This is a genomic window from Krasilnikovia sp. MM14-A1259 (assembly GCF_047159535.1).
GTDB lineage: Bacteria > Actinomycetota > Actinomycetes > Mycobacteriales > Micromonosporaceae > Actinoplanes.
The window spans coordinates 3,507,104-3,530,383 of record NZ_BAAGAJ010000002.1; the positions used below are offsets into that span (position 1 = coordinate 3,507,104).

The window sequence follows — 23,280 nt, forward strand, 5'->3', positions numbered from 1 at the left end:
CGTGGCCCTCGCTCCGCTCGGTGCACTCGGTCACGCGCCCCGGGCGGTGAACCGGTCGCCGGTGCGCTGCACCACAAGCGGCAGGCCGAACGTCTTGGACAGGTTCTCCGCGGTCAGCGTCTCGCCGAGCAGCCCGGCGGCCACGACCGTGCCCTCGCGCAGCAGCATGGCGTGCGTGAAACCGGGCGGGATCTCCTCCACGTGGTGGGTGACCAGCACCATCGCGGGAGCGTCCGGGTCGAGCGCGAGGTCGGTGAGGCGGGCGACGAGGTCCTCCCGGCCGCCCAGGTCCAGCCCGGCCGACGGCTCGTCGAGCAGCATCAGCTCCGGGTCGGTCATCAGCGCCCGGGCGATCTGGGTGCGTTTGCGCTCGCCCTCCGACAGCGTGCCGAACTCACGGTCGGCCAACTTCCCCATGCCGAGCTGGTCGAGCAGGGCGCGGGCGCGGGCCTCGTCCTGCGGGTCGTACTGCTCGCGCCAGCGGCCCACCACAGACCACGCGGCGGTGACGACGACGTCGAGCACCCGCTCGTCCGGCGGGACCCGGTCGGCGAATGCGCCGGTGCTGAAACCCACCCGGGTGCGCAGCTCGTTGACGTCCGTCCGGCCCAGCCGCTCCCCCAGCACCCAGGCCGTGCCGCGGGACGGGTGCAGCCGGGCGGAGGCGAGGTTGAGCAGGGTGGTCTTGCCCGCGCCGTTGGGGCCGAGCACCACCCAGCGCTCGTCCAGTTCGACCTGCCAGGACAGGCCACGCACCAGGAAGTTGCCGCCGCGGATCACGCTCACGCGGTCGAACTTGAGGACGGTGTCGGCGTCGGGGGGAGTGGGTACGGCAGCGTCGAGCACGGCTCCATCCAACCACGCACGGCCTCCGGCTCCCGACGGCGTGCCGGGGCCGGTTGCGCTCATCCGGTGGTCGAGCCGAACACCTCGTCGCGTACGGCGTCGAGCGCGGTGCGCAGCGCGCCGGTGAGCACCGGCTCGGCCGCCACCTCGCTGAGCACGACGCGCGGCGAGACCAGCGTGATCGTGGCGACTTCGCGCTCCACCCGCTCGGCGAGGGCCGTGCCGCCGGCCTGGTTGACCTCGCCGCCCAGGACGATCAGCGGCGGGTCGAGCACCGCGCAGGTGGCCGCGACGCCGAGCGCGAGACGCCGGGCCAGCTCGTCGAGGACGGGTTCGCCGGCCTTCCCGGCGGCGACCGCGGCCCGGACCACGTCGGCCGCACCGGCGCCCTTGAAGCCGTGTTCCTTGCCGATCGCCTTGACCGCGTCGGCCCCGGCGATCGTCTGGAAGGCACCCTTGACGCCGTGCCGGGACGCATTGCGCGGGATCTCCGCCCCGGCCACCGGCAGGTAGCCGATCTCCCCGGCCGCCCCGGACGCGCCGTGGTGCAGCCGCCCGTTGATGACGCTGGCGAGGCCGACGCCGCGCCCGACCCAGAACAGCACGAAATCCTCGATGCCGACGGCCGCGCCGAGATGCGCCTCGGCGATCGCGGCGAGGTTGACGTCGTTGCCGAAGACCACCGGCGTGCTCAGGTCCTTGCGCAGTTCGTCCAGGAGGCCGCGGTGCCAGCGGGGCAGATCCCACGCGAACGAGATCTCCCCGCTCTTCGGGTCCACCAGGCCCGGGGTGCCCAGCACCACCCGGCGTACGGAACTCATGTCGGCACCCGCACCGGCCGCGGCCTGCACGACCGCGCTGTGCACGACCCCGACGGGGTCGTCGGTGTCCTTCGTCGACAGCTCGACCCGGCCGATGATCTCCCCGGTGATGTCGGCGCACGCCGCGGCCACCCGGTCCGGGCCGACGTCGACGCCGATGACGTGGGCGCTACCGGGCGTGACCGCATACAGCTGGGCGTTCGGCCCGCGGCCGCCGGCCTGCTCACCGACGCGGCGCACCAGGCCGCGCTCCTCCAGGCGCTCGACGAGCTGCGAGGCGGTGACCTTGCTGAGGCCGGTCATCGCGCCGAGCTGGGCCCTGGTCAGCGGGCCGCGGGCGAGCAGCAGTTCCAGAGCCGCGCGGTCGTTGAGCGCGCGCAACAGCCGGGGGGTGCCCGGGAGGCGGGTGGCGGCCATAGCTCCTTCGTCCCCTAGTATTTAGGATTGTTTCCTATTACAGTTGCGGCGCACATCAGGTAGCCGCAGCGTAACGGTCGGCACGCTACCCGAGTGCAGCACGTTGCCTATCGACACCCAACGATCATGCAGTGCACGGCCCGCAAGGACCAGACCGCGAACGGCCGGACCTGCCGACGACGAACGGCCGGATCCGCGTACGGAAGGACACCCATGGCGATCGATCCCGGACTGCGCCGCCTCGCCCTGCGGACCCTGCTCGCGGCCTTCCCCGGCACCACCGCTCCGGAGTGGGCGGTACGCCTGCTCGACGACGGACTCGCCGGTCACACGCTGTTCGGCGGCAACGTCGCCGACCCGCAGCAGGTCGCCGCGCTGACCGCCGAACTGCGCCGCGCGCGGCCGGACGTCCTCGTCGCCATCGACGAGGAGGGCGGCGACGTGACCCGGCTGGCCCACCTGACCGGCAGCCCGTACCCGGGAAACGCCGCGCTGGGCCGGGTCGACGACGTCGACCTCACCCGATCGGTGTACGCGGCCATCGGCGCCGACCTGGCCGCCACCGGGATCAACCTCGACCTGGCCCCGACCGTCGACGTGAACACGGCGGACGACAACCCGATCATCGGCACCCGCTCGTTCGGCGCCGACCCCGCCCGGGTGGCCCGGCATGCCGCCGCCGCGATCGACGGCCTGCAAGGGGTCGGCGTGGCGGCCTGCGCCAAGCACTTCCCCGGGCACGGCGCCACGGTGGCCGACTCGCACCTGGAACTGCCCACAGTCGACGCCCCGCTCTCCGTCCTGCGCCGGCGGGACCTGCCACCGTTCGCCGCCGTCGTCGCGGCCGGCGCCCAGGCGGTGATGACCGCGCACATCCGGGTGCCGGAACTGACCGGCGACGACCCGGCCACGTTCAGCAGCGCCGCCATCACGGGCCTGCTCCGCCACGAGTACGGCTTCCGCGGCGTGGTCGTCACGGACGCCCTGGAGATGCGCGGCGCCGCCGAGACCGCCGGCGGCATCGGCAACGCCGCGGTACGCGCCCTCGCCGCCGGGGCCGACCTGCTCTGCATCGGCGCCGAGGTGGACCACGCCCTCGTCGAGGCGATCGCCGCCGAGATCGTCGCCGGGGCGAGCGACGGCCGCCTCGCACTTGCCCGGCTGGAGGAGGCCGCGGCGCACACCGCCGCACTGGCTGCCTGGACCCGCCCCACGGACCCGAGAACGCCGCTCGACGCCACGCTCGGGTACGCCGCCGCCCGCCGCGCGGTCCAGGTCGAGGGCTCGCTCGCCGGGCTGGCCGGTCCGCTCGTGGTGCAACTGGAATCCGGCCACTCCATCGCCGAGGGCCGGGTGCCGTGGGGCCTGCAGCCCCACCTCAACGGCACGGAGCAGGTCACGATCGTGGCCGCCGAGGCATCACCGGAAGCACTCGCCACCCGGGCCGGTTCCCGCCCGATCGTCGTGGTCGGACGGCACACCCACCGGGCCCCGGCCGCCCGGGACCTGATCGAGCGACTGGCCGCCGCCCACACCGTGGCGGTGGTCGAGATGGGCTGGCCCTCGACCTGGCGCCCGGCCGGCGTGCGCGCCTTCGTCACCACGTACGGCGCCAGCCACGCGAACGGCCGGGCCGCCGCGGAAACCCTGGGCCTGGCCGTCGACTAGGTGGAGGCCGGCTGCGGCGGCTTGGTGGGCAGCCGTACGACGAACGTGGTACCGGTGGCGTGCCCGTCGGCCAGGTCGATGGTGCCGTGGTGGCGTTCGACGATGGTGCGCGTGATGGCCAGGCCGAGCCCGGTGCCCGGGATGCGTCTCTCCAGCGCGGTCGAGGCGCGGTAGAAGCGGCGGAACAGCCGCGGGCGATCGGCCGGTGGGATGCCGATACCGGTGTCGCTGACGGTCCAGACGATCTGCTCGCCGCTGCTGTCGGTGTCCGCGGTCACGATGACCGCGCCGCCCGCCGGGGTGTACTTGATCGCGTTCGAGAGCAGGTTGTCGGCGACCTGGCGCAGCCGGTGCGGGTCGGCGTGCAGCGGGAGTTCACGCGGCACCCGCACGGTGACCGTCAGGTCCTTGTCCGCGACGGGGGCGGCATGCGCCTCCACCGAACCGCCGATGATCTCGGTCAGGTCGGTGGCGACCGGATGCATCCCCAGATGCCCGGACTCCAGACGCGCAAGGTCCAGCAGGTCGTCGGCCAGCACGGACAGCCGCTGGGCGCTGCGCAGAATGGTGCGCAGGTAGCCTCGCTGCTCGTCCTCCACCGAGGCGCGAAGCTCCGTCTCGGCGACCGACGCGGTGGCGGTGATCACCGACAGCGGGTTACGTAGCTCGTGGGTGACCAGGGCGAGGAACTCGTCCTTGGTGCGGGCCAGCTCGACCTCCAGTTCCTCGGCGTGCCGCCGGTCCAGGTATTGCCCGAGCTGGGCGGCCATCCCGGCCAGCAGCGCGAGGACGGCCTCGTCGGTCTCTTCGACGCGGTTGCCGAAGACGCACAGCGCCCCGAGCGTCTGGTCATAGGCGCAGACCGGGACGCCCGCGGCCAGGTGCAGTCCGGCACGGGCGGCGGCGATGCTGCGCAGCGATCCCTCCGTTGCCAGGTCCGGGATCCAGTGCACCCGGTTGTGCATCAGCACCCGCCCGGGCAGGCCCTCACCGAGCTCCAGCTCATCGATGCCGAACTGGCCCACGGAGTAGGCGTGGTCGACATGCCGGGCTTCGCAGCACAGCAGTTGCCGACGTTCGTCGATCAGCCACAGCTCGACGACCGGCCACTCCATGACCAGACCGAGTGCCTCGACCACTCGGGCCGCCGCGTCGGTGCTGGAATTCGCCTGGGCCAGGCCGCGGTGGACCGCGGAGTCCGCCGCGAGGAACAGGTCGGCGCGGCGCGCGGCGGTCACGTCGTGCGCCAGGCAGTGGAAGACACGCCCGCCCGCCCCGTCGGTGGCCGTCAAGGTCATCTCGATCGGGAATTCATGCCCGTCGCGGTGCACCGCGGACAGTTGCATCCGCTGCCCGAGAACCCGGCCGGCTCCACCCGCCGCCAGCCGGGTCAACCCCGCCCGGTGTGCCGCGCGGTAGCGCTCCGGAATGATCATTTCTTCGACGGACCGTTCGCACGCGTATTCGCGCGAGTAGCCGAACGTGGCCTCCGCGGCGGGGTTCCAGCCGATCACCTGCCCGGATGCATCGATCGCCACGTACGCGTCGGGCGCGACCGTGAGCACCGCCTGCGAGTCATGCAGTGCAGCGTTGCCGCAGCCGATATTCATGACATTCCCCCCGATTGGCCTCGACCGGCTGCCATCGGGGGCAGCCACGCCGTGGCCCACTTCGACGTACCCCGGTCATCCGTCGACAAACCGTCGGCACCCGGATCATCCGGCCATTCAACCGCCCGTCGTGATCGTCGGCACACCACTTGAACGCGTTCAAGAACGAGGTCTACGCTGAGTCCGCGAAGTTGAACACGTTCGAGAAAGGCATCGCCATGGACCCCAAGGTCTGGATGTACCTCGCCTACCTGGCCCTCAGCGTCGGGTTGACGGTGTGGGTGGCCACCACCCTGTCGCGCAACGGATTGGTCTTCCTGGAGGACGTGTTCGACGACAGCCGGCTGGCCCGAGCGATCAACCACCTGCTCGTGATGGGCTTCTACCTCCTCAACCTCGGCTACGTGTCGGCGGCCATGCGCTCCAGCGCGGACGTTCCCGACACCGGGCGGGCGCTGGAGGTGCTGTCCACCAAGATCGGCCTGGTCCTGCTGGTGCTGGGCGTCCTGCACTTCTGCAATGTCTTCTTCCTCGGCCGCTACCGTCGCGGCCGGCTCCGCCGCCAGCAGGGCCAGCCGCCGCTGCCACCCGCGGGACGCCTGCCGATCCACCCCCAGCAGCCGCAGCACCCGCAGCCGGGCCACCCGCAACACACCCAGCACCCGCAGCACCCGCAACACCCGCAGCAGCCGCCCGCCGCCCCGCAGCCGGGCCTGGCGTGACAGGGGCGCGCACCGCCGATCCGGCCGGCCCCGTGGCCGGCCGGATCGGCGCTCTCACCGTCCTGTTCGACGCCGGATGCCCGGTGTGCCGGACCGCGCGGCGGTGGCTGGCGGGCCGGGCCCAGCTCGTACCGCTGGAGTTCGTCGCCGCCGGGTCCGCCGAGGCCCGGCGGCGCTTCCCGGATCTGGACCACGCGACCACGCTGCGCGATCTGACCGTGATCGCGGACACCGGGGACGTGTACGTCTCCGACGGCGCATGGCTGGCCTGCCTGTGGGCGCTGGCCGATCACCGGGCCCTGGCCGAGCGGCTCAGCTCGCCCCGGCTGCTGCCCGCGGCGCGTCGCTTCATCGCCGCGGCGTCCGCCGTCCGGGAGCGGACCCGGACGCCCGACTACGGTGACGTCTGTGACGACCGCTGCCCCTGACCAGTCCCCGACCCAGGCCGGAGCAGCCCGGGCCGGCGAAGCCCGGACTGGAGCAGCCCAGGCCGAAGCGGCCCAGGCCGAAGCAGCCCAGGCCGAAGCAGCCCAGGCCGAAGCAGCCAAACCGCGCCGGGCCCGCGGCGAGCAGACCCGGGAGCTGATCCTGCAGACCGCGCTGCGGCTGTTCCGCGAGCGGGGGTACGCGGAGACCACGATGCGCGCGATCGCCAAGGAGGCCGGGGTCGCGGTCGGCAACGCGTACTACTACTTCGACTCGAAGGAACATCTGGTCCAGGGGTTCTACGACCAGAACCAGGCGGCACACCGGGCGGCCGCGGCGCCGGTGCTGGCCACCGAGCGGGAGTTCGCCGCCCGGCTGCGCGCGACGCTGCACGCCGGGATCGACGTGACCGCGCCGTACCACGCGTTCGCGGCGACGTTCTTCAAGACGGCGGCCGAGCCCTCGTCACCGCTCAGCCCGTTCTCGGCGGAGTCGTCGCCGGCGCGGGAGGCGGCGATCGGGATCTTTCGCGAGGTGGTCGACGGTTCGTCGGCCAAGCTGGACCCGGAGCTGCGCAAAGAGCTGCCCGAGCTGCTCTGGCTGGGGTGGATGGGGGTCGTGCTGTTCTGGGTGTACGACCGGTCCCCGGACCAGCGCCGGACCCGGCGGCTGATCGACGGCGTGGTTCCGCTGGTCGACCGGCTCGTGGCGCTGTCGCGGCTACGGGTGCTGCGGCCCGCGCTGCGCCAGATCACCGGCCTCATCGAGACGCTCCGTAGCGACTCGTAGTCACTTTCCGCAATGACGTATGGTCACAGAATGTGATGCTGAGCCTCACTCGCCGACGCGTCCCCGCGTCGTTTCGGGCCTTTGTCGGCGGAACATCCGCATCCGTCGGCCCGGTGGAGGCCAACCGAACGGCCAGATCCTTTACGGAGCGCTTCCGATAAAGGGCAATCACCACCTACCGTTACATCTGGTAGGTGGATCTGGGGACGCCGCGGGAAGCTGGGATACGGGACCATCCTGGCCCCCGCGGCACAGACAGTGGGCCGGGTGCAACCGGCGGCTTCGGGAGCAGCCGCCGCGAGCACCCGGCCCACCCTGCTTTCTCCCCTCAGCGCACCGGGACGACGTCCGGCCGGAAGCGGCGCAGCCGCAGGCTGTTCAGCACGACGAAGATCGAGCTCAGCGCCATCGCCGCCCCAGCGATCATCGGATTGAGCAGTCCGGCCGCGGCCAGTGGCAGCGCCGCCACGTTGTACGCGAACGCCCAGAACAGGTTGCCGTGGATCACCCCGAGCGTGCGCCGCGACAGCCGCACGGCGTCCACCGCCGCGGACAGATCGTCGCGCACCAGAGTCAGGTCGGACGCCTCGATCGCCACGTCCGCACCGGCACCCATCGCGATCCCCAGATCCGCCCCGGCCAGCGCGGCAGCGTCGTTCACCCCGTCGCCGACCATCGCCACCGTCCGGCCCTCGTGCTGTAGCCGCCGCACCGCGTCGAGCTTGCCCGCGGGCAGCACACCGGCCACCACCTCGTCGATGCCGACCTCCGCGGCCACCGCCTGCGCCACCGCGGGCGCGTCGCCGGTGAGCAGGATCGGGGTCAGGCCCAGCCCTCGCAGCCGGTCGACCGCGGCCGCGCTGCTCGGGCGTACCCGATCGGCGAGGCCCAGCCGCCCCAGCACCGCGCCGTCCGCCCGGACCGTGACCCAGGTACGGGCCGTCTCCCCGGCCGGGCCGCGGTCGGGCCCGTCCTCACGTCCGACCTGGACCTCGACGTCACCGACCCGGGCCCGCACCCCGACCCCGGCCGAGGCGCGGAACTCGGAGATCGCGGGCAGCGGCCCGCACTCGGCGGCGGCCGCGCGGGCGATCGCCCGGCCCAGCGGATGCTCCGAGGCCGCCTCCACCGCCCCGGCCAGCCGCAGCAGTTCCGTACGCTCGGCGCCGGGCGCGGGCTCCACGTCCGCGACCTCCATCCGGCCCGTGGTCACGGTGCCGGTCTTGTCGAGCACGATCGTGTCGATGCGCCGCGCGGACTCCAGCGCCTCCACCCCGCGGACCAGAATGCCGAGCTGGGCGCCCCGGCCCGTGCCGACCAGCAACGCGGTCGGGGTGGCCAGGCCGAGCGCGCACGGGCAGGCGATGATCAGTACGGCCACCGCCGCGGTGAACGCGGCCGTGGTCGGCGCCCCGGCGCCCAGCCAGAAGCCGAGCGTGCCCACCGCCAGCGCGATCACCACCGGCACGAACACCCCGGAGATGCGGTCGGCGAGGCGCTGCACCGCGGCCTTGCCGTCCTGCGCCTGCTCGACGAGGCGGGCCATCTGGGCGAGCTGGGTGTCCGCCCCGACCCGGGTGGCCCGGACGACGAGACGGCCGCCCGCGTTCATCGTGGCCCCGGTGACCGGGTCTCCGGGGCGCACCTCGACCGGGACGGACTCGCCCGTGAGCATGCTCAGGTCGACCGCGGACGCCCCGTCGACCACCACGCCGTCCGTGGCGACCTTCTCCCCCGGCCGGACCACGAACTCGTCACCGGCCGCGAGCTGGTCGGCGGGGATCTCGCGTTCGACGCCGTCGCGCAGCAGGGTGACCCGCTTGGCGCCCAGCTCCAGCAGCGCCCGCAACGCGTCGCCTGCCCGGTGCTTGGCCCGGGCCTCCAGGTAACGCCCGGCGAGCAGGAACGTGGTGACCCCGGCCGCAGCCTCCAGATAGATCGCGTCCTCGCCGCCACCCGCGCGCAGCTCGAACGCGTGGGTCATGCCGGGCACCCCGGCCCCGCCGAGGAACAACGCCCACACCGACCACCCGAACGCCGCCAGCGTGCCGAGGCTGACCAGCGTGTCCATGCTGGCGGTGGCGTGTCGCAGGTTGACGAACGCGGACCGGTGGAACGGCCACCCGCCGTACGCGACCACGGGCGCGGCCAGCGTCAGTGACAGCCACTGCCAGTACGTGAACTGCCACGCGGGCACCATCGCGAGCACGACGACCGGCACACTCAGCACGGCGGAGACGATCAGCCGGGTCCGCAACGGGTCGGCGGCCGGGGCGGACGCCTGCTCCGACGCCGCGGGCAGCGCGGCGGTGTAGCCGGTCTTCTCGACGACCGCGATGAGGTCGTCCGCGGTGATCTCGGGCGGGACGGTGGCGCGCGCCTTCTCGGTCGCGTAGTTGACCGTGGCGGTCACGCCGGCGAGCCGGTTGAGTTTCTTCTCGATCCGGTTGGCGCAGGCGGCGCAGGTCATCCCGCCGATCTCAAGCTCGATCTGCCGCGTCACCCCACCACTCTATACCCCTCGGGGGTACCTCGCCCAGTCATCTCCGGGCATGACGACGCCCCGCCGCGAAACCGCGGCGGGGCGTCGTCGTGGGGCGCGGACGGGTCAGCCGGACGCGGCGGACGTCCGGACCAGGGTGCGGATCTGGCGCAGCAGCACCGACAGGGCCGCCAGATCCTGCGGGGTGTCGTCGACGTTGCCGATGGCGTTGCCCGCCCGGGCGATCGAGGCCGCGTTGACCTGCGCCCATTCCGAGATGCGGTCTGCGGGCGGCAACTCCACCTCGGTCGACTGCAGCACCTCGGCGGTCAGCGCGGCCAGCGCTGCGTACAGGTCGTAGCGCAGCGCCATCCGGGCCAGGGTCTGCCACCGGTCGTTGCGCGGCAGCCCGGAGATGCGCGAGAGCAGCACGTCGATCTGGAACCGCTCGGACATCTCGAAGTAGACCGAGGCCACCTCGTCCGCCGGCCGCCCCGTCGCCGACGCGGTCTCCAGCACGTCGAGCAGGCCGAACGCGTACACCACCCGAGTGGTGGCCGCGGCCAGCGGCTCAGGCACCCCGGCGGCGACCAGTTCCTCGACGTGCTCGGCCATCGCATTGCGCTCCGCACCCACCACCAGGCTCGGCAACTGCGGCAGCAGCTCACCGACCCCGGGCCGCAACCGGGCAGTCTCGCCGGCCACGTCGATCGGGGACCGCCGGGTGCTCACCAGCCAGCGCACCGCGCGGTCGAGCAAGCGCCGCGTCTCCAGGAACACCCGGATCTGCGCGCCGGTCGGCACCTGGTTGTCCAGCTGCTCGGCCCCCTGCCACAGCTCCTGCAGCCCGAAGACGTCGCGCACCACCACGTACGCCCGGATGACGTCGGCAGCGGACGCGCCGCTCTCCTCCATGGCACGGAAGACGAACGACGTGCCGCCCCGGTTGACCACCTCGTTGACCAGGGAGGTCGTGATGATCTCCCGGCGCAGCCGGTGCCCGGCCATCCGGCCGGAGCACCGCTCACGCAGCGGCGTCGGGAAATAGTGAGCCAGCACGTCGGTGGTCCAGGCCTCGTCGACCACCACGTCCGCGAGGACCTCGCGTTCCATCGAGATCTTCACGTACGCCAGCAGCACCGCGAACTCCGGAGCGCTCAGGCCCTGCCCGTTCTCGTACCGGACGGCCAGCTCCTTGTCCGTGGGCAACGCCTCCAGCTCCCGGTTGAGCTGGCCCGACTGCTCCAGCTCGGCCAGCATCCGGCGGTGCACCGGCAGCAGCGAGAACGCCTGCGAGCTGGCGTTGCCCAACGCGGTCGCCTGTTCGTAGTTGGTCCGCAGCACCAGCGCCGCGACCTCGTCGGTCATCGCCGCGAGCAGTTCGTCGCGTTCCTGCACGGACAACTCGCCGTCGGTGACCGCGCCGCCCAGCAGGATCTTGATGTTGACCTCGTGGTCGGAGCAGTCTACCCCGGCCGAGTTGTCGATGAAGTCGGTGAAGATGAGCCCGCCGCTGCCGTGCTCACCGTCCCCGTCGACGGGCCCTCCGGAGCGGGCGAACTCGATCCGGCCGCGCTGGGTCAGGCCCAGGTTGCCGCCCTCGCCCACGACCTTGACCCGCAGGTCCTTGCCGTTGAGCCGGATCGCGTCGTTGGCCTTGTCACCGACCTCGGCGTGCGACTCCGTCGACGCCTTCACGTACGTGCCGATGCCGCCGTTCCACAGCAGATCCACCGGCGCGCCCAGGATGGTCCGCATCAGCTCGATCGGGCTCAGCGCGGTGACCCCGCTGCCCAGCCCGAGCGCGGCCCGCACCTGCGCGGAGATCGGGATCGACTTGGCGGACCGCGGGTACACCCCGCCGCCCTCGCTGATCAGGGACGTGTCGTAGTCCGCCCACGACGAGCGGGGCAGATCGAACAGGCGGCGGCGCTCCGCGTACGAGGACGCGGCGACCGGGTCCGGGTCCAGGAAGATGTGCCGGTGGTCGAACGCGGCCACCAGCCGGATGTGCTCCGACAGCAGCATCCCGTTGCCGAACACGTCGCCGGACATGTCGCCGACCCCGACCACGGTGAAGTCCTGCGACTGGCAGTCGACGCCCATGTCCCGGAAGTGCCGCTTGACCGACTCCCACGCCCCGCGGGCGGTGATGCCCATCTTCTTGTGGTCGTAGCCGGCCGAGCCACCGGACGCGAACGCGTCGCCCAGCCAGAAGTCCTTGCTCACCGAGATCTCGTTGGCGATGTCGGAGAACGTCGCGGTCCCCTTGTCCGCCGCCACCACCAGGTACGGGTCGTCGCCGTCGTGGCGCACCACGTCCCGCGGCGGCACGATCTTGCCGCTGAGGATGTTGTCCGTGACGTCCAGCAGCGCGGTGATGAACATCTTGTAGCAGGCCACGGCCTCGTCGCGGTCACCCGGCTTCTGCTTGAGCACGAAGCCGCCCTTCGCGCCCACCGGCACGATCACGGCGTTCTTCACCATCTGCGCCTTGACCAGGCCCAGCACCTCGGTACGGAAGTCCTCGCGCCGGTCCGACCAGCGCAGCCCGCCCCGGGCGACCGCGCCGAAGCGCAGGTGCACGCCCTCGAAACGCGGCGAGTACACGAAGATCTCGTACTTGGGCCGGGGCTGCGGCAGGTCGGGGATCGCCTGCGGGTCCAGCTTGAACGCCACGTACGACTTGGGGCGGCCGTCCGCGCGGCGCTGGAAGAAGCTCGTCCGCAGCGTCGCCGAGATCAACGTCAGGTACGAGCGCAGGATCCGGTCCTGGTCGAGGCTGTCCACCCCGTCCAGCAGCTCGGTGATCTGCTCGACCAGCTCGCCGGCCCGGCGGCCCCGCTCCTGCTCACCGATCTCCAGCTGCGGCGAGAACCGCGTCTCGAACAACTGCACCAGCAGCCGCGCGATCTCCGGGTACGCGATGAACGTCGACTCGACGTAGCGCTGCGAGAAATGCGCGCCCGCCTGCCGCTGGTACTTGGCGTACGCCCGGAGCACGACGAGCTGACGCCAGGTCAGCCCGGCCCGCAGCACCAGCTCGTTGAAGCCGTCCACCTCGACCTCGCCGCGCCACGCCGCCGCGAACGCGTTCTCCACCTGCGGGCGCACCTCGTTGAGCTCGCGGTGCCCGGCCGGTGGACGCAGGCCGAAGTCGTACACGTAGATGGTGCTGTCGGCGCGGCGCACCTCGTACGGGCGCTCGTCGACCACCCGCACGCCGAGCGAGTGCAGCACCGGCAGCACCGCACTGAGCATCATCGGCTCGCCGTACCGGTAGACCTTGAACCGGATGACCCCCTCGCCCCCCTCGGCACCGGGGCGCGGCTTGCGGTACAGATGCATCTCCAGCTGGCCGGGCTCCTCCAGCAGCTCCAGCTTCGCGATGTCCTGCACCGCCTCGTACGGCGTGTGGTCGTCCTTGTACGCGTCGGGGAACGCGGGCGCGTACCGCCCGAACAGCTCGCGGGACGGCTCCTCACCCAGCTTGCGGTCCAGCACCAGGGAGAAGTCGTCGTCCCACATCCGGGTCGCGTCGGCCAGCACCTCGGCCAGCGCGTTCGGGTCGACCTTGCCCGGCGGGTCGGCCGGGTCGGTCCGCACGATGAAGTGGATCCGGGCCAGCATCCGCTCGGTCACCCGGGTCGTGTAGTCCACCCCGATGCCGTTCAGCTCGCGCAGCAGGATCTCCTGCATGCGCAGCCGGTTGTGGGTGGTGAACCGGTCCCGGGGAAGGTAGATCAGGCACGAGATGAACCGGCCGTACCCGTCGCGGCGCAGGAACAGCCGCAGCTGGCGACGCCCCGCCATGCGCAGCACACCGATGACCGCCTCGTACAGATCATCGGTCTTGATCTGGAACAGCTCGTCGCGCGGGTACGTCTCCAGGATCTGCATCAGGTCCTTGCCGGAGTGCCCGCGCGGCGACAGGCCGGAACGGTCCAGCACCTCCATCACCTTGCGCCGGACCACCGGCAGCTCGCGCACGCTGGTCCGGTACGCCGCCGAGGAGAACAACCCCAGGAACCGGCGCTCGCCGACCACCTCACCGGACGCGTCGAACACCTTGATCCCGACATAGTCCAGGTACGCGGAGCGGTGCACGGTCGCCCGCGAGTTCGCCTTCGTGATGATCAGCAGGCGCTTCTCCAGTGCCCGCTGGTACGCCTCCGGCGTCATCGAGGACAGCTTGCGCGGGGTGTTCTGGTCGCCGCGCAGGATGCCCAGCCCGCTGCCCGGCACCGCCACCAGCAGGTCCCCGTCCAGCCGGTACTCGCGGTAGCCCAGGAACGTGAAGTGATCACTGGCGAGCCACTTGAGCAGCTCGATCGCGTCCGTGACGTCCTTGTCCGGCACCGGCAGCTTCGTCTCGGAGCCGCGCGCCGAGGCCAGCTCGTCGGAGATCACCAGCGCCCGCTGGCGCATCCGGGCCCAGTCGTCCACCGCGTCGCGGACGTCCGTCAGGATCCGGCGGACCTCGTTCTGCAGCTGGTCGCGAGCGGCCACGTCGCGGACCGGGTCCAGCTCGATCCGGATCCAGCTCTCCACCAGATCGCCGTCGATCGCGTCGTCCGGCTCGACGTCCGCCTCCACCTGGGCCAGCGCGCCGAGCGGCTGGCGGCGCACCACGATCAGCGGGTGCACCAGCAGGTGGACCTGCAGCTGGTGGGCGTTGAGCAGGGCAATCACGGAGTCGACCAGGAACGGCATGTCGTCCGTGACAATCTGCAACACCGTGTGACACTGGGCGTTGTCAGGTGCGTGGATCGCGAGCTTCAGTTCGCCCGGCAGCCGGGCGGCCGCCAGGTCGCGGTGCGCGAGCGCCGCGGCGAACATCTCCCTGGGGGTGTAACCGACCAGCTCCTCGTCGGGCGCGAACCGCCAGAAGCGGTTGACCAGCGCGGCCGTCGTGTGATCTTCACCTGCCAGGGCCACGGCCTGAGCGACGAGTCGCTCACCGTTCGGCAGGGGCTCGTCCAGTACGGCGTCTTCGCCGGACGAGCCCAGTCGGCCCGTCATGGCCAAGCCGGGGCCGGACGCGAAGTCGAGCTCGGAATCGGATTCGGTCGCTGCCTCGTCGGCGACAGCCATGGTCTGGCGCTCCCCTCACCCACGACACTGTGGGTTCGACGTGTCGACCCCAGCCTAGAACGTGCGTGGCAAGGGCCGAAAAGGCGCCGGTGGGAACCGGACGTTCCGGCAGCGGATTTGATACACATCACCCGCCACGGGTCCACGGAACCGCCCGACTACGACTACCGTTCCCTAAGTTTCTGACACGTACTTTCGGAGGGGAGAATCCCATGCGCCGCTTCCGGCACTCCGCCCGCGGCCGTGAGCTGCGGCCACGCCGTACGGCCGCGGCACTGGCCGCGCTGCTGCTGGTGGGCGGCGGCGCCACGGGCTGCTCCTCCTCCGACGGGCCGTCGGACACCCTCGCCGCCTTCCTCACCGGCTGGCGCTCCGGCACCCTCGACAAGGTCGGCTTCGTCCGCGCCGACGGTGGCGCGATCAAGTCGTCGGAGGTCGTGGACCAGCTCCACGCGCTCGCCGGCGACCTGGCCCGCTCGCCGCTGGTGCTCAGCGCCCAGGGCGACCCCAAGGTCACCGGCGACATCGCCACCGGCGCGATCAAGCTCGCCTGGACGCTGCCCGGCGGCACCCCGTGGTCGTACCAGAGCACGGTGCGGATGACCAAGCAGAACAGCGACGGCTGGCGCGTCGTGTGGGAACCGGCGATCGTGCAGAGCGAGCTGACCACCGGCGACAAGCTCGCCCTGCGCCGGGTCGGCGCCAAGCGGGCCGCCATCCTCGACGGCGCGGGCAAGCCGATCATCACCCCGCAGCAGGTCGTGACGATCGGAGTCACCCCGCAGAAGATCAAGGACCTTACGGAGCTGACCGCCGCGCTGCAGAAGGCGTTCGACTCCATCGACGTGCAGGTCGACCTCAAGGACCTCAAGGACCGGGTCGGCAAGGCCGACCCGGGGGCGTTCCTCGATCTGGTCACGCTGCGCCGACCCGACTACAACAAGATCCGCAACGACGTACGGCCACTGGAAGGCACCGTGTTCCGCGAGGAGGAGCGCCTGCTCGCGCCGACCCGCCAGTTCGCCCGTGCGCTGCTGGGCACGGTCGACGCCGCCACCAAGGACGACCTCGTCGCGAACCCGGACAGGGTCGCGGCCGGCGACCTGGTCGGCCACGGCGGCCTGCAGCAGCGGTACGACGCCCAGTTGCGCGGCGTACCCGGCACCTCCGTGGTGATCTCCCGCAAGTCGCCGGACGACAACACGGTCGAGGACGCGCAGCTGTTCAGCAGCCCGCCGCAGGCGGGCACCCCGATCAAGACCACGCTGAACGTCGACACCCAGCAGGCCGCCGACGCCGCCGTGGCCGCCGAGCCGAAGCCCAGCGCGATGGTCGCCGTACGGATCAGCGACGGCTCCGTGCTCGCGGTGGCCAACGGCCCCGACGGCGGCGGGGTCAACACCGCGTTCACCGCGCAGGTCCCGCCCGGCTCCACCTGGAAGATGGCTTCCGCGCTCGGCCTGCTCACCAAGAAGGCGGTCACGGCGGACGACGCGGTCGATTGCCCGAAGACCGCAACCGTGGACGGCCGCGAGTTCCGCAACGCGCACGGCGAGGTGCTGGGCAAGGTGCCGTTCCACACCGACTTCGCCAAATCGTGCAACACCGCGTTCGTCGGGCTCGCGCCGAAGCTGGGCGCCGACGGCCTGGCGAGCAGTGCCGCCCAGCTCGGCCTGGGCGCCCAGTGGGACATGGGCATCGAGTCGTTCAGCGGCAAGGTCTCCACCGGCGCCACCCCCACCGAGCTGGCCGCCGCCGCGTTCGGTCAGGGCACCACCGTGGTCAGCCCGCTCGCCATGGCCGGCGCGACCGCCGCGGTGGCCCGCGGCTCGTTCCACCAGCCGCGACTCGTCGCGGACCCGGCGCCCGCCCACCCGGCCCCGGACGGCCCCGCCCTGGACCCCGCTGCGGCAACCGCGGTGCGGGACATGATGCGCGAAGTCGTCACGCAGGGCACCGGTACGGGCCTGCGCAACGTCCCCGGCAAACCGGTGTACGGCAAGACCGGAACCGCCGAGTTCGCGGACGAGACGAAGGACACCCACGCGTGGTTCGTGGGCTGGCAGGGCGACATCGCGTTCGCGGTGATGGTGGAGAAGGGCGGCGCCGGCGCCGAAGCAGCGGTGCCGATCGTGAACCGCTTCCTCACCGCCGTCAACAAGTAGCCGCCGCCCCGATCTGCTAGGCGATCTCAGCGGGTGGCCGGGCGCCCAGGACATCCATGCTGCCCAGCAGCAGGCGAGCGCCCCGGAAGCTCTCCGGAAACATGCCGAGTTCGCCCAGCTCATGGCCGGCGAACCAGCCGAACTGCAGTTCCGCTGCCTGTACGGGCTCCCGCTGCACGGCAACGGCTAGATATTGGTGGTCGACGTGGACGTGTGGGTGCGCATGGCGGGACTCGGGGGGCACCCGCTGTTCGGCGATCCAGATCGGCAACAGCACGTCTGCCATCGCGGCACTCAGCCCGTCTGCGTGGGTGTCCAGCAGCTCCGCCAAGATCCCGGTTTCCTCTCGCACCTCACGCATCGCCGCTTCGGCCGGATTCTCGTCGGGTTCGACGTGGCCACCGGGAAGCATCCAGCGCTGCAGCCGGGGATGCTGGATGAGACCGATCCGCCAGGCTGCATCGATGTGAGTCACGAGGAACACGCTCGCGGTGGCGTGTTTGAGCAACGGGTTCACCCGCGCAATGCTGCCGCGATCCGGCCGAGGTGTTGAGGACCGACACCCTCGTGGCACGGAATGGTCACCACGGTTTCGATCAAGCGCTCCGCGTTGGCGCATCGAGTAGCCGGTGCGTGGCGCGCCAGGGCGGGCACCTGGTAAAGAGCCTTGTAGCCGTATCGGAGCGGGTCGGATGCCACTCCAGCAGCACCAAGGCGCTCCGCGATTGGTCGCGCCGTGCCGGTACTACTCCTGAAGAGAGTTGAATACCCGTTCGGGAGACCGTCGCTTCGGATGGGAAAGGGTTCAAGACCCGCCATCCCTGCCACATGCTCGGTGACGGATCGCAGCGTGGCTCTCCGGTCCGCCACTCTGGTGCCGAGCCGGGCGAGTTGACTGCGGCCAAGGGCGGCCGACAGAGAGGGGAGTTTGTAGTTGAGGCCGAAGACAGCACCAAATCCCTCCCCCGGGCGTTTGCCGACATTACGTAGTTCACGCAGCCGTTGGGCGATCGCGGGGTCGGCCGTGAGACAGAACCCGCCCTCCCCGGTGCTGAGCAGCTTGCGGTTGTGGGTGCTAAAGCAGCCAACCGTGGCACGCGTTCCCACGTAGTGCTCGGCGACCATGGTTCCGTGCGCTTGAGCGGCATCTTCAATGATCGGTATTCCCCAGCCTTTACAAACGTCGACCAGATCCGGTCCGTCGGCGGGGTAGCCCCACATCGGCACCGCAATGATCGCTCTGGTTTGTGGTGTGATCTTGGTGGCAAGGTCGCCATGGTCGAGGGCAAAGCTGGTGGACGTTGCAACGTCAACGAAAACCGGGGTTGCGCCGACAGCGAGAACAGGCATCGCCGTCATGACGGGCGCAGTTGCCGGGATGATTACCTCGTCGGCGACGGCAACATCGAGTGCCAGCAACGCCAGATGCAGAGCGGCAGTGCCCGACGAACACGCTATCGCGTGGTCGACGCCGAACCAGAACGCAAGGTCGTCCTCGTACTCGGCCACCGCTGAGCCAGTTCCAGAAAGATCTAGGCTGTCGAGGACCTCGCGCACGGCGGCATGATCCGACTCGTTGACGAGCACGTGCTCGTTATCCAGGATGATCATCATGCAATCCGGGTTGGCAGGAGCTGGTCCATGATCGCGTAGCTGGGCAACAGATCAGCGAGGGACGGGCTGAACTGCCCGGCATCGGCGACGGCGGCGCAGAACGCGGCCAACTCCCCCACGAAGCCGGTGCGGTCATAGCCAACGTCGAGCGGGCTGGGCCGCCACTGCTTGCTCCATTTCCGGGCATCGCTCCCGCCGATGTGGCCTCGTCCGGCGACAGTGAGCTCCGTCAGTCCGTTCAAACTGGCGGTCGTACCGGCTGTCGTGCTGACCTCGACACGGTGCTCGAAACGGGGTGCGAGATTGCCGCAGTGCACGCTGCTGATGGATCCGTCTGAATGGTGCATCTGAAGACTGAGCCAGACGCTGCTATCGGCTTCGCGGCATGCCGGGGCGACTTCGACGACCGGAGCTCCGACCAGGAAAGCAACCAGGTCAATTGGGTGAATGGCCTGAGCCAAAAGGAAGGACCTCCACAGCGGAAGGCCCCACATGGGCTCGCTGGGCTTGCCGGCCATGTGACGGATCGTGAGCATCGATGGACCACCAGCCTCATCGTCGGCGATCAGTTCGCGCAGCCGGTGGACGGGCGCCGCCCATCGGAAGTTCATGCCGACTCCCGTGGTCACATCGCGGCGCTGCGCGGCAGTGACCAGATCAGCGAGCGCCGCAGTAGAGGCGGCCGGTGGCTTCTCGACGAAGAGGAGAATGCCCGCGGCGATCGACTCTGCGATGATCCGCTCGTGCGCCTGTGGAGGGCAGGCAGCCACCAGACAGTCAACGAGGCCACTCACCAACGCCTCTGTGACGGTGCTGAAGCGAGCCGGCACGCCATGGCGATCGGCGAGGAAATCGCGGCGGCCCGGAACAGGGTCGACAATGACAGCGATCTTGGCCTGCCGCACGTGCAGCAGGGCAGGGACAAGGTGGGCGGCCGCCTGTTGACCCGCACCCAGAACAGCAACGCGCACCGTGCGCGTCGGGCGACCGGCGGCGCATCGGGACGATATGTTCGAAATGGCAGAATAATCAGCGTTCATTGCAACTCCTCCGGAACGTTGGGACATCGATCAGATACAGCGATTCCACCGGTTGAGCGCGCGACGTAACAGCGTGTGAATCACACTGATCTTTTCGCTTCATTCACACCGGGTGTGAATGAAGCGGCCGCTTCGCAGCCGACGGTCCACTTCGTACGCTTGCGGGGTGGTAGAGGCCAACCTGCGACTAGAAGCGATGCTGGCCCGCGTTGGCGTCTCCCGCGCCGGCCTGGCCAGACAGGTGAATTTGCGCGGTGCGCACCTACACCTCTGTTACGACCACGCTTCCGTAACCCGGTGGATTCGCGATCACGCGATACCTCGCGATCCCGTCCCTGAGATGATCTGCCAAATCTTCGAAGACCGACTCGGTGTCGGCGTGTCACTCTCCGATATCGGAATGATCCGTGGTGAGACGACTGAACGACGGCCGTCGCTCACCGCCACCGTGGATCAGGCCGCAGCGCTCTGGCACGGCGACGCGCGTGGCCGCTCACCGAGGACCCTGGTCAGCGCCGCCGCCCAGATCTTCGACTGGGAACATCCGCCGGAGGAGGAACATGTCGGGCGCTGCGGCGAACGCCGCGTCGACCCGGCGGACATCGCGATGTTGCGGCACGCTCGTGCCCATTTCCAAGAGATGTACCGCCGTGTGGGCGGCATACCCGTCCGCTCAAGGATCGCCAGAATGTTGACGGAACGCGCTGCCCCATTACTGCGTGGCTCTTACGACAATGACCTCGGCCGACGGCTGTATCGGGCGGTCGGCGGCCTCGCTGCGCTTGCTGGTGTCTGCGCGTACGACGCCAACCAGCAGCCACTGGCCCAAAGGCACCTGCTACTCGCGCTTCGCATGGCCAAAGCGTGTGGCGACCGCCAGTTCGGGGCGTACGTTGTGGCTCTGCTCGCCAACCAGGCCCTCTATCTGGATGAACGACGTCTCGTCGTCCAGTACACCGAGGCAGCGCTTCGCTCTGGTGGCCCGGACTTGAGCCCTGCGCTCGTCACAGATCTGCGCGCGCTCGCGGGTAAGGCATACGCCAGGATGGGTGACGATCGGGCATGCCATCGGCACCTTCGCGCGTCGGAGATCATCGCCTCCAACATCGCCCATCACCAACGGCAGGAAGAGGTCTCCTACGTCCAGCCCGGTCTGATCGAAACCCAGTTCGCGGAAGCTTTCCGTCGCCTCGGTGACCTGAACGCTGCCCGGGCGTACGCCGAAGAGTCCGTCCGCACCGCCGGGTTGACCCACGTCCGCGGCCAGGTCCATCGAAACGCGGGTCTGGCGCTTATCCTGACGGCCGGGGGTGAGCTGGATCGGGGTGTTCATGTGGCCGAGGAGATGCTCGACCTGGCGAACGGCATCGAGTCCGGCCGCATCCACGACCGTGTCGCCCATGTCACCCGCGTTCTACGACCGCACGCCGCGGAGCCGACCGTCGCGGCATTTCTCGAGCGTGCTGATGTGTACCTGGACCTGAAGGAAGTCTGATGCGTTGGACCGTCCACAGCGAACGCGACCTTTACCGTGACCAATGGGTCCATGTCGCAGCGGCCGACGTGGAACTACCCGACGGCCGCCGTCTCGATCACCGCATCGTGCGGACCGCGGCTCCAGGTGCCGGAATCGTGGTTGTCAGCGATCGTCGCGTGTTGCTCCTGTGGCGGCATCGCTTCATCACCGACTCGTACGCCTGGGAGATTCCGCACGGCAGCATCAGGCCGGGCGAGGATCCGGCCGCCGCGGCGGCCCGGGAAGCCGAGGAGGAGACCGGCTGGCGCCCCGAGGGCCCGATACGCCCGCTTGTGTACAGCCAGCCCTCCCCGGGACTGATGACCTCGGAGCACCACATTTTCCGCGCCGACTCCGCCCGTTATATCTGCACGCCGCGGGACGCGTTCGAGAGCGACAGGGTCGAGTGGGTTCCGATTGACGAGATCCGCAACCTCATCGACAAGCGCCATATTGTTGCCGGCACGACCCTCGTCGCACTGCTCTATCTGCTCAGCGAGGGCGGCTGACGTCTCGCCCTCGCTCAGGCGATGTCCGCCGGTTCGCCGGGCCCGACGTCGTACGCGGGGCGTTGCGCCGGCAGTGCGAACCCGTCGTTCGTCCGTGGCCGCAGCATGCCGGGGCGGGTGGCCGGCAGCGGCTCCGAGTCGAGCAGCGGGGCGGCCCCCAACGGGCGGCTGACAGGCCGGACCGCCTCGCTCCCCTCCCCGGCGACCGCATTCCGCCTCTGCTCGATGTCGGCGTGCGACGCCCCCCGGGCAGGGCCGGCCAGCGCCTCTGGGACGTTGGCGGCCGGAACCTCCTGGATGTCGACGGCAGCCAGACCCTCCTGGACGCCGACGGCCAGCGTCTCCTCGCCGATGCCGGTGTCCGTCAGCGCAGATGTGGCGTCGGCCGGCGGCAGGGCCGAATCCGCGACCGCCGTCACCGATTCCCCGGCAACGCCGTCGTCCTCACCGTCCAAGCTCGGCTGCCGCGGCGAAGGATCTGCGCCGCCCGGACCCTCGGCATCCGGCTGCCCGTTCGCGCGGGCCGCGTCCGGACGCTCGGCCGGGGCCAGAAGGTCCCTGCGGGCCGCGACCAGGTCCGGCCGGGGCTCGGCGGTCCGCACCGGTGACAGCCCGGCGACCAGCGCCGACGTGATCTCTTGCGCGTACGCCCCGTCGGGGTCGTAGTCCGGGTCGAAGACCGTGATCTCCACGCCGAGGCAGTGCGGGGTGTCCACGAGCCCGGCCAGCAGCAGCTCCAGCTCGGGGAACGCGATACCGCCCGGCGACGGCGCGTCCACGGCCGGCATGACGGCCGGGTCGAGCACGTCGACGTCCACGTGCACCCAGAACCCGGCGCAGTCGACGAGCTGGTCGCGGGCCCACTGGGCGGTACGCGCGGCGCCCTCCACCCGCAGCGTCGGGACGGGCCGGGTGACGATGCCGGCCGCCTGCAGGTCGAGCCGGTACTCGTCCTGGGCGCGGATCCCGAGCACCACGACATCGATGTCACGGAAGTACGGCCGCCGCCCCTCGATCGCCGCGAGGTCGCTCTGTCCGCGCCCGGTGACCAGGGCGAGGTCCTCCCCGGCCGCCGCACCCACGTACGAGGCGTTGCCGGGGTGCCGGAAGTCGGAGTGCCCGTCGACGAAGACGAGCCCGATCCGGCCCCCGACAGCCTCGCCGAGGCGGTGCATGGCCAGCCCGGAACCGAGCACGATGGAGCAGTCCCCGCCGAGCACGACCGGGAACTCCCCCGCGTCGATGATCGCCCCGATCCGGTCGGCGAGCGCCCGCGAGTACGCCGCGATGGCGTCCGCATGGCAGACGCCGTCGCCGGGGCGCCACTCGCCCGGGTCGTACCGCGGCGCGGTGAGGCAACCCGCGTCGCGGGCACCGAGCCGGGTGAGCAGGCCCGTGTCGCGCAGGGCCCCGGGCGCCTTGGCACACCCCGGCACCGACGTCTCGGTCGGCGGGCGCAGACCGAGATTGGACGGTGCGTCGAGGACGGCGATGCGGCGCATGGGGCCCCCGGGGTCGGGTCAGGCGGTGTCGTTAGCCAGATTCGATCAGAAGAGGGCCG

General features: G+C 70.8%; 15 protein-coding genes and 1 pseudogene. 7 read left to right on the forward strand and 9 right to left on the reverse strand.

What is annotated here, in order from left to right:
* Window positions 1-30: 30 nt before the first annotated feature.
* On the reverse strand, window positions 31-909 hold the full coding sequence (locus tag ACMCNK_RS15610; protein WP_412737132.1) for an ABC transporter ATP-binding protein: 879 nt from the start codon (window positions 907-909) through the stop codon (window positions 31-33).
* Window positions 906-2,084: an ROK family transcriptional regulator gene (locus ACMCNK_RS15615; protein WP_412737133.1), complete on the reverse strand. Its 1,179-nt coding sequence runs from the start codon at window positions 2,082-2,084 to the stop codon at window positions 906-908. The genes ACMCNK_RS15610 and ACMCNK_RS15615 overlap by 4 nt, the downstream gene beginning before the upstream one ends.
* A 213-nt stretch (window positions 2,085-2,297) precedes the next feature.
* On the opposite strand from ACMCNK_RS15615, the gene ACMCNK_RS15620 reads away from it, so the two are divergent.
* Window positions 2,298-3,752 carry a glycoside hydrolase family 3 N-terminal domain-containing protein gene (locus tag ACMCNK_RS15620; protein WP_412737134.1) on the forward strand — a complete coding sequence of 485 codons (1,455 nt, stop codon included), beginning with the start codon at window positions 2,298-2,300 and terminating at the stop codon, window positions 3,750-3,752.
* Here the strand turns inward: ACMCNK_RS15620 and ACMCNK_RS15625 are convergent.
* The gene (locus ACMCNK_RS15625; protein ID WP_412737135.1) at window positions 3,749-5,362 is read right to left on the reverse strand and encodes an ATP-binding protein; all 1,614 of its coding nucleotides are present in this window, start codon (window positions 5,360-5,362) and stop codon (window positions 3,749-3,751) included. The genes ACMCNK_RS15620 and ACMCNK_RS15625 overlap by 4 nt on opposite strands.
* 149 nt (window positions 5,363-5,511) lie before the next feature.
* On the opposite strand from ACMCNK_RS15625, the gene ACMCNK_RS15630 reads away from it, so the two are divergent.
* From ACMCNK_RS15630 to ACMCNK_RS15640, 3 genes are read left to right on the forward strand one after another with little or no spacing between them, the layout of a single operon-like run.
* On the forward strand, window positions 5,512-6,084 hold the full coding sequence (locus ACMCNK_RS15630; protein WP_412737136.1) for a hypothetical protein: 573 nt from the start codon (window positions 5,512-5,514) through the stop codon (window positions 6,082-6,084).
* Entirely contained in the window at window positions 6,081-6,512 is a 432-nt protein-coding gene (locus ACMCNK_RS15635) for a thiol-disulfide oxidoreductase DCC family protein (protein WP_412737137.1), read from the forward strand. Before ACMCNK_RS15630 ends, ACMCNK_RS15635 begins: the two co-directional genes overlap by 4 nt.
* A complete protein-coding gene (locus ACMCNK_RS15640) occupies window positions 6,493-7,299 on the forward strand; it encodes a TetR/AcrR family transcriptional regulator (protein ID WP_412737138.1) in 807 nt (268 codons plus the stop codon). The genes ACMCNK_RS15635 and ACMCNK_RS15640 overlap by 20 nt, the downstream gene beginning before the upstream one ends.
* A 328-nt stretch (window positions 7,300-7,627) precedes the next feature.
* Here the strand turns inward: ACMCNK_RS15640 and ACMCNK_RS15645 are convergent, their stop codons facing one another.
* Both ACMCNK_RS15645 and ACMCNK_RS15650 read right to left on the reverse strand, forming a co-directional pair.
* On the reverse strand, window positions 7,628-9,802 hold the full coding sequence (locus ACMCNK_RS15645; RefSeq protein WP_412737139.1) for a heavy metal translocating P-type ATPase: 2,175 nt from the start codon (window positions 9,800-9,802) through the stop codon (window positions 7,628-7,630).
* Between the two features lie 105 nt (window positions 9,803-9,907).
* Window positions 9,908-14,875 (reverse strand): NAD-glutamate dehydrogenase, encoded by a 4,968-nt coding sequence (locus tag ACMCNK_RS15650; protein WP_412737140.1) that lies wholly within the window; start codon window positions 14,873-14,875, stop codon window positions 9,908-9,910.
* Window positions 14,876-15,087: 212 nt separating this feature from the next.
* On the opposite strand from ACMCNK_RS15650, the gene ACMCNK_RS15655 reads away from it, so the two are divergent.
* Window positions 15,088-17,040, forward strand: coding sequence for a penicillin-binding transpeptidase domain-containing protein (locus tag ACMCNK_RS15655; RefSeq protein WP_412737141.1), 1,953 nt, complete (start codon window positions 15,088-15,090; stop codon window positions 17,038-17,040).
* Between the two features lie 16 nt (window positions 17,041-17,056).
* Here ACMCNK_RS15655 and ACMCNK_RS15660 read toward each other — a convergent pair whose 3' ends face one another.
* The 3 genes from ACMCNK_RS15660 to ACMCNK_RS15670 are packed head-to-tail and all read right to left on the reverse strand — an operon-like array spanning window position 17,057 to window position 19,694.
* Window positions 17,057-17,557 (reverse strand): NUDIX hydrolase, encoded by a 501-nt coding sequence (locus ACMCNK_RS15660; RefSeq protein WP_412737142.1) that lies wholly within the window; start codon window positions 17,555-17,557, stop codon window positions 17,057-17,059.
* Window positions 17,554-18,654 (reverse strand): DegT/DnrJ/EryC1/StrS family aminotransferase, encoded by a 1,101-nt coding sequence (locus tag ACMCNK_RS15665; protein ID WP_412737143.1) that lies wholly within the window; start codon window positions 18,652-18,654, stop codon window positions 17,554-17,556. Before ACMCNK_RS15665 ends, ACMCNK_RS15660 begins: the two co-directional genes overlap by 4 nt.
* Window positions 18,651-19,694 carry a Gfo/Idh/MocA family protein gene (locus ACMCNK_RS15670; protein ID WP_412737144.1) on the reverse strand — a complete coding sequence of 348 codons (1,044 nt, stop codon included), beginning with the start codon at window positions 19,692-19,694 and terminating at the stop codon, window positions 18,651-18,653. The genes ACMCNK_RS15665 and ACMCNK_RS15670 overlap by 4 nt, the downstream gene beginning before the upstream one ends.
* A 166-nt stretch (window positions 19,695-19,860) precedes the next feature.
* Between ACMCNK_RS15670 and ACMCNK_RS15675 the strand changes: the two genes are divergently transcribed.
* Together ACMCNK_RS15675 and ACMCNK_RS15680 are read left to right on the forward strand one after the other, a co-directional pair.
* Window positions 19,861-21,189 (forward strand): hypothetical protein, encoded by a 1,329-nt coding sequence (locus ACMCNK_RS15675; RefSeq protein ID WP_412737145.1) that lies wholly within the window; start codon window positions 19,861-19,863, stop codon window positions 21,187-21,189.
* On the forward strand, window positions 21,189-21,719 hold the full coding sequence (locus ACMCNK_RS15680; RefSeq protein ID WP_412737146.1) for an NUDIX domain-containing protein: 531 nt from the start codon (window positions 21,189-21,191) through the stop codon (window positions 21,717-21,719). Before ACMCNK_RS15675 ends, ACMCNK_RS15680 begins: the two co-directional genes overlap by 1 nt.
* A gap of 598 nt (window positions 21,720-22,317) precedes the next feature.
* Here ACMCNK_RS15680 and ACMCNK_RS15685 read toward each other — a convergent pair.
* Window positions 22,318-23,221: pseudogene (locus ACMCNK_RS15685) on the reverse strand (arginase family protein); the annotation flags it as partial.
* Between the last annotated feature and the right edge of the window lie 59 nt (window positions 23,222-23,280).